The 6,276-nt window shown below is 35.1% G+C and carries 7 protein-coding genes; all 7 read left to right on the top strand.

Annotated features, from left to right (window positions below; all coding sequences use genetic code 11):
* Nucleotides 1–163 precede the first annotated feature (163 nt).
* The 7 genes from A6M55_RS04875 to A6M55_RS04845 all read left to right on the top strand — a co-directional run bounded on the left by A6M55_RS04875 (nt 164) and on the right by A6M55_RS04845 (nt 6,264).
* On the top strand, nt 164–766 hold the full coding sequence (locus tag A6M55_RS04875) for a biopolymer transporter ExbD (RefSeq protein WP_064196756.1): 603 nt from the start codon (nt 164–166) through the stop codon (nt 764–766).
* Between the two features lie 33 nt (nt 767–799).
* Nucleotides 800–1,354: a biopolymer transporter ExbD gene (locus A6M55_RS04870; protein ID WP_064196755.1), complete on the top strand. Its 555-nt coding sequence runs from the start codon at nt 800–802 to the stop codon at nt 1,352–1,354.
* Nucleotides 1,355–1,403: 49 nt separating this feature from the next.
* Nucleotides 1,404–2,228: an energy transducer TonB gene (locus A6M55_RS04865; RefSeq protein WP_064196754.1), complete on the top strand. Its 825-nt coding sequence runs from the start codon at nt 1,404–1,406 to the stop codon at nt 2,226–2,228.
* Nucleotides 2,228–2,446 (top strand): hypothetical protein, encoded by a 219-nt coding sequence (locus A6M55_RS04860; protein WP_064196753.1) that lies wholly within the window; start codon nt 2,228–2,230, stop codon nt 2,444–2,446. Before A6M55_RS04865 ends, A6M55_RS04860 begins: the two co-directional genes overlap by 1 nt.
* A 213-nt stretch (nt 2,447–2,659) precedes the next feature.
* Nucleotides 2,660–3,562, top strand: a complete 903-nt coding sequence (locus A6M55_RS04855) for a PstS family phosphate ABC transporter substrate-binding protein (RefSeq protein ID WP_064196752.1) — start codon at nt 2,660–2,662, stop codon at nt 3,560–3,562.
* 214 nt (nt 3,563–3,776) lie between these two features.
* Complete coding sequence (locus tag A6M55_RS04850) at nt 3,777–5,504, top strand: tetratricopeptide repeat protein (RefSeq protein WP_064196751.1); 1,728 nt, start codon at nt 3,777–3,779, stop codon at nt 5,502–5,504.
* Between the two features lie 184 nt (nt 5,505–5,688).
* Nucleotides 5,689–6,264 carry an adenylate kinase gene (locus A6M55_RS04845; protein WP_064196750.1) on the top strand — a complete coding sequence of 192 codons (576 nt, stop codon included), beginning with the start codon at nt 5,689–5,691 and terminating at the stop codon, nt 6,262–6,264.
* Nucleotides 6,265–6,276 lie beyond the last annotated feature (12 nt).

Here is a 6,276-nt window from a genome sequence, read left to right as displayed (position 1 = left end):
CAAAATTGACGAAATCGGTTTGAGCATCCAACAAAATTTTGCAGCTCATAACTAATCTTAATTAACAAGTTAAGATTGTTTCTAAAAATAAATTACATAATTAGATAACAATCTAAATTTGTTTTCGTTATATTTGTAAAATAAACTAAATCATTAAGGAGTTATGCCAGCAGTAAAACCAAAACGAAAGAGTCCTGTCATGGATATGACAGCGATGTGTGACGTGGCATTCTTGTTATTGTCGTTCTTTATCATGACTACTCAGTTCAAAGGTCAAGAATCAGTAACAATCGATACACCTTCGTCAATTTCGCAAACAAAAATCCCTGAAACGGGTGTGGCTACCATAAGTATTGACCCAAAAGGAAAATACTATTTTGGTATCGCAGATGCAAAGCAACGTGGTGAATTGCTTCAAAGAATGGCTCAGAAATACGGTGTATCAGTAACTACTACCGATATGAGGAGCTTCGAGAAACTATCAGATTTCGGTATTAGTATTGCTGGTTTAAAGCAATATTTGAATTTACCGCCAGAAGACCAAATTAATGTAGTGATGGCAGGTATTCCGAATGATAGCACTAAAAGTGAATTGGGTGACTGGGTTTCGACTTATTTAAAAGAAGTAAATCCTTCAGCTAAACTGGCGATTAGAGGCGATGCCTCAACTAATTACCCAGCAGTAAAACAAGTACTTAATGAACTTGGAAAAAGAGATATTAACAAGTTTCAGTTAATTACTGGTGTTGAAAATGCACCTAACTAATATTTTAACGAATCATCTAAACATTGTAAAACAATGGCAGAAATAGACACCTCCAGTGGTGGTGGCAAAGGTGATGGTAAAGTACGGGCCAAAAAGCAATCCGCAAGAGTCGATATGACTCCCATGGTAGATTTAGGATTCTTACTGATAACATTCTTTGTTTTCACCACGACGTTCAGCAAGCCTAATATGATGAAACTGAATATGCCAGAAAAGGAGAAGGATGAAAATAAACCACCTGAAACGGCAGAAATCAAAGAATCGAATACGATTACAATCATAATGGGTAAAGATAATCGTGTATTCTATCACCAGAAGTCATCAAAAAACTTGACTCCTGAGTTATTGAGCGAAACTGATTACTCTAAAGATGGTATCCGTACCGCAATTTTGAAGGCAAGAGTTAATGCAATCGACCAAACTAAGTTCACTGTTGTAATTAAGCCAACTGATGATGCTACTTACAAAAATACAGTAGATATTTTGGACGAAATGTCAATTACGAAGTCTGAGTTATACGCGATTGTTGACCCTTCGAAGGAAGAGTTGGATATCTACAAGCAGAAATCTGCTGCTCCAAAACAGTAATTAAGTAAACTCGTTAAGTATTCCGTATTTAATGATAAAATAAAAAAAAATGGACCCTAAAAATAATGTCAATATTACCTTAGATGACATGGTGTTCGAGACCCGTAACAAGGCCTATGGAGCATATGACCTAAGAAAGACATACAAAAAGACGGTAAACCGTTCGCTTTTGTATGGTTCGATTGCATTTTTGGCTGCTGTGGGTGCTCCAATGCTTTATGCGTCTATTACGCCAAAAGCAAAGAAAGAAGTTGCGGTAGAAATCGACTTAGCTAAGTTGAAAGAAGAAAAAGTGGAAGATAAACCACTTGACCTTCCACCACCACCGCCACCTGAGCAAAAGCCACCTGAAGTTGCAACAATTAAGTTTTTGCCTCCTGAGCCAAAGCCAGATGAAGAGGTAAAAAATGAAGAGCCACCACCACCTGCTGAGCAGATTGAGAAGGCGGTTATTTCAAACGAAACTAAAGAAGGTATTGAGTCTGATGAAATCGCAGCCGCTCCACCTCCAGTAGTTGAGGCTCCAAAAGCCGTTGAAATTGAACAACCAAAAGAAGATGAAATCTTTACAACTGTTGAACAACAACCTGAGTTTCCAGGCGGTATCAAAGAAATGTATGGCTTCATCGGTAAAAACTTGAAATACCCATCGGCTGCTCAAAGAGCAAACGTATCTGGTAAAGTTTTTGCAAAATTCGTTGTTGAGAAAGATGGTAGTTTAGGTGATGTTCAAATTTTGAAAGGAATCGGTTTTGGTTGTGATGAAGAAGCACAACGTGTATTGAAATCAATGCCAAAATGGAATCCTGGAAAACAAAATGGACGTAACGTAAGGGTATTCTTTACTATGCCAATTTCATTCGTTCTTGAATAATGTTGCAGAATCGAAAACCAGAAGGTTTCAGTCAAATTACACTATATATAAGAGCATTTACTGCAATTGCATATATTGTAATGGGTATATATGTTTTTATGAAGCGTTCGCTTCTTCCAGTATCTGATGGTGTTGCCATGATAATGAGTGTTTTGATCATTATTTATGGTATATTTAGAGCTTGGGGAGCATATAATGCTTATAAAAATAGTCTATAAAGGACTGATATTATCAAAAGGCCACTTCAGAAATGAAGTGGCCTTTTGATTTGTTATTATTCTTCTTTTAGTTACAAAAAATATTTTTATATTTTTTGTAACTAAAAGAATTTATTTGAATATATTTGCGTTTATATATTTAGCGAAAGGTCTAAATATTAATAAAAGCTGTTTGCCTAAATAAAGTGTTGAGTAAGCTTAACCACCAAAGAAATGAAAAAAATAATTATTGTATTGATAGGGGCAATCACCTTGTGGCAATGCTCATCACAAGAAAAGCAAGATTTACCAAATGAAGGCGAAATAACCATAGCTGCTGATGAATCACTGCAACCTATCGTTGACGCAGAAATTATGGCATACAATGCACATTATCCCAAAGCAAAGTTAAATGTAATTTACATGCCAGAACAACGAGCAATGTCGTTGATGATAAATGACTCAGTGAATATCGCTATTGTTACCCGTGAGGCAACCGCTGGAGAACAATCTGTTTATACAAGTAATAATATCCCATATCTTCCTGCGAAAATGGCTTTGGATGGGGTTGCAATCATAAGTAATTTGGAAAGTTCGATTAAAAAACTTTCGATTGCAGATTTGAAGGCAATGTTTGAAGGTAAACAAAACACCGATATAAAATTAGTTTTCGATAATAGTAGTTCAAGTAATTTGAATTACATGATGGGTAAACTTGGTATCAGTGATATTAAGAAAGCTAATATTTTTGCAGCGGATGGCAATAAAGATGTAATAGAATACATTAAGAAGAATAAGAATGCTATTGGTGTAATTGGAGGAAATTGGATAAGCGATATCGATGACTCAAAAAGTCAGAATTTTATAAATAGCGTTCATGTTGTCGGAATTTCTGATGTTAAAACACCCAATGATTATTACACACCAACAACTGCGAGTTTAAAAGCTCGAAAATATCCATTTGAGCGAAGAGTAATTTTACATACTAAGAAGGGGTATGGTCTAACAAGTGCTTTTATCAGATTTTGTTGTGCCTACGTTGGACAATTAGTGGTTGAAAAATCGGGTTTATTACCTTATTACGTGTACGAACGTGAAATAATTATTGAGAAAAAACCAATAGGAAGCGTCCAATAATTTTGATTTTTTGTGTGAAGTTATCGCTAATGTTTAACGAATTATTAACAAATTTTTAGATAACTCTCCAAACAAAAAACTGTCTAATCAACAAATAGCAAAAGAATAAATAGTTAAGAGGGAAAAATATTTTTTTATCTAAACGACATTTTATTTAACTTTGCTTACTTTTAATTAAAACAAAGGATCTGTAAACCTAACTTTTAGAGTGAAAATGAACAAGATTTTGAAATCTTTGGCAGTGGCAGCAATGGCTGTGCTGACGTTGTCGTTCCACACAATGGCACAAACTGTGCAGGACGGACTGAGAAATTTGGATGCTGAGCGATACAATGCTGCTGAAACCATTTTCAAGCAATTGGCATCTACTGCACCTACGGCAGAAAATTACTACAATTTGGGTTATTATTACCTAAATCTACAAGATGGTCAAGTTGATTTAGCTAAAGCAACAGAGGCTTTTACCAAAGGTGCTGCGACTAACGAAAAGAAACCTGACCCTCTAAATCGAGTTGGTTTAGCTACCATTAAATTATTATCTGGTGATAGAGCTGGAGCGAAAGCAGACTTTGATTTGATTAAAAAAGATACCAAAAACAAAAATGCAGATGTTTTGTTTCGTATCGGAGAAGCCTATGCTTTATCTGAAAAAGTAAACGACCCTGCTGAAGCTGTTACAAATATACAGGCAGCGTTAGATTTGCAAAAGGTAAAAAACAATCCTGATTATTACATTGCAATGGCAAAGGCATACTTGATTAAAAATGATGGTGGTGCTGCCATGACTGCATTGGAAAATGCAGCTAACATGGGTCAAAAATTGGCGAAAATTAAAACATTGATGGGTCGTGTATGGTATCAAGGTAAGCAATATCAAAAAGCACAAGGATTCTTTAATGAGGCAATTGCTGCTGACCCTGACTATGCACCAGCTTACTATTATTTAAGTAATTTGTTTACATCATTTGGTAACTTTGGACAAGCAGCTAAAAATGCAAAATTATCTCTTGATAAGAGTGAAGCAACCCCAGCTGAAAAACTTCGTTATATTAAGTTAGCATTTGCAAGCAAGGATTATGAAGGTGCTTTGGCTGTATTAAACCAGATTTTTGATACAGAAAAAGACCCAATTAAATATCGTCTGAAAGGTTATATTCAAACAGAAAAAGGTGATTGTGCGGAAGGTGTAAAGAATATTACAGAGTTTTTGAATAAAGCAGAGAAAGAACGTCATTTAGCTTCTGACTGGGGAATGTTAGGCCGTGCTTATGCTTGTATCAAAGATGATGCGAATAAAAAATTGAATGATTCATTAGCAATTATCAATATGGAGACTGCTATTGAAAAAGGGGATTCAACTTTTGACTATAACGGTGCAATTGTGAATATTCATAAAGTTAACAAAAGCTGGAAAAAAGTTGCTGAAGCATACGAGAAAATGATATCAACTTCTAAAAAAGGTGGTACTGCAACTGATTATTATAATTTAGCAGATGCTTACATGCGTGATAGAAACTTCACTAAAGCGGATACAACTTATTCAAAAGTAATTGAATTATATAAAGACACTTGGTTGTTTCCATATATGCAAAAAGCACGTGCGAAGCAATATGCTTTAGGCTCAACAGTCGATAGTACATTCTCGGCAGCCCCTTATTATGAAAAATATATAGCACTATCAACTGATGCCAATAAGGCAGATGTGAAAAATGCGAAATATTTCTCAGAAGCCTATGGCTATTTAGGATACAAAGCATTATTAGTTGAGAAAAACCCAGCCAAAGCAACTGAATACATGAATTTCGCTTTGAAGTACGACCCAACTAATACAAAAGCTCAGCAAGTATTGCAAAGTATTAATGGTGGAACTACATCTCCTGCGGGTGGTACTACGCCACCAAACAATAACTCCCCTAATGGTGGAGCCCAGCCTAAAAACTAAGTAAAAGAACAATAATAAAGAAGCCTAACTAAATTTTAGTTAGGCTTCTTTATTATTGTTTGATAATTTATTTACATGAAAAGATACAATTTCTAAAAATTGCTTTTATTTTTGTCGTTAATACTCTTTTAACTAAGAATTTTAATAGAACTAAACCTCTTAATTGTTTAAGAACCAATAAAATATGTTTAATTTAGTAATATTCGGCCCTCCAGGGGCAGGTAAAGGTACTCAGTCGGCAAAGATTATTGATAAATACAAATTAGCTCATATCTCGACAGGTGACATGTTCAGAATGCACATTAGTCAGAATACGGCTTTGGGGCAAAAAGTGAAACAAATTTTGGCTGACGGGCTTTTGGTTCCTGATTCAATTACAATTGATATGCTGGAAGAAGAAGTGCAAAATAATCCAGATGCGACTGGTTTTATATTTGACGGATTTCCACGCACAGTTGCACAAGCCGAAGCACTGGATAAATTTTTAGAAGGAAAGAACGAAAAAATTGATTTGGTTTTACAATTAGATGTTACAGAAGCTGAAATAAAAAATCGTATTGCTGAGAGAAAGAAAGTAAGCGGTAGAGCTGACGATGACGAAGATAAGCTAATCAAACGAATTGATGAGTATTTCACTAAAACTATTCATGTCTTACCTTTTTATCAAGGACAAGATAAAGTAGTGAAAATCAACGGAATAGGCGAAGTAGAAAGTATATTTGGCATGATTTGTGCCGCAATAGATGAAGCAAAAAAGTAATTATTTTTCTTG

The sequence above is a fragment of the Emticicia sp. MM genome, assembly GCF_001649495.1.
This window is presented reverse-complemented; position numbering and strand designations above follow the sequence as displayed.

What these genes read in the sequence shown, in the direction of transcription:
- A6M55_RS04875 (WP_064196756.1), top strand. Translation starts at nt 164, where the DNA reads ATGCCAGCAGTAAAACCAAAACGAAAGAGTCCTGTCATGGATATGACA.
- A6M55_RS04870 (WP_064196755.1), top strand. Translation starts at nt 800, where the DNA reads ATGGCAGAAATAGACACCTCCAGTGGTGGTGGCAAAGGTGATGGTAAA.
- A6M55_RS04865 (WP_064196754.1), top strand. Translation starts at nt 1,404, where the DNA reads ATGGACCCTAAAAATAATGTCAATATTACCTTAGATGACATGGTGTTC.
- A6M55_RS04860 (WP_064196753.1), top strand. Translation starts at nt 2,228, where the DNA reads ATGTTGCAGAATCGAAAACCAGAAGGTTTCAGTCAAATTACACTATAT.
- A6M55_RS04855 (WP_064196752.1), top strand. Translation starts at nt 2,660, where the DNA reads ATGAAAAAAATAATTATTGTATTGATAGGGGCAATCACCTTGTGGCAA.
- A6M55_RS04850 (WP_064196751.1), top strand. Translation starts at nt 3,777, where the DNA reads ATGAACAAGATTTTGAAATCTTTGGCAGTGGCAGCAATGGCTGTGCTG.
- A6M55_RS04845 (WP_064196750.1), top strand. Translation starts at nt 5,689, where the DNA reads ATGTTTAATTTAGTAATATTCGGCCCTCCAGGGGCAGGTAAAGGTACT.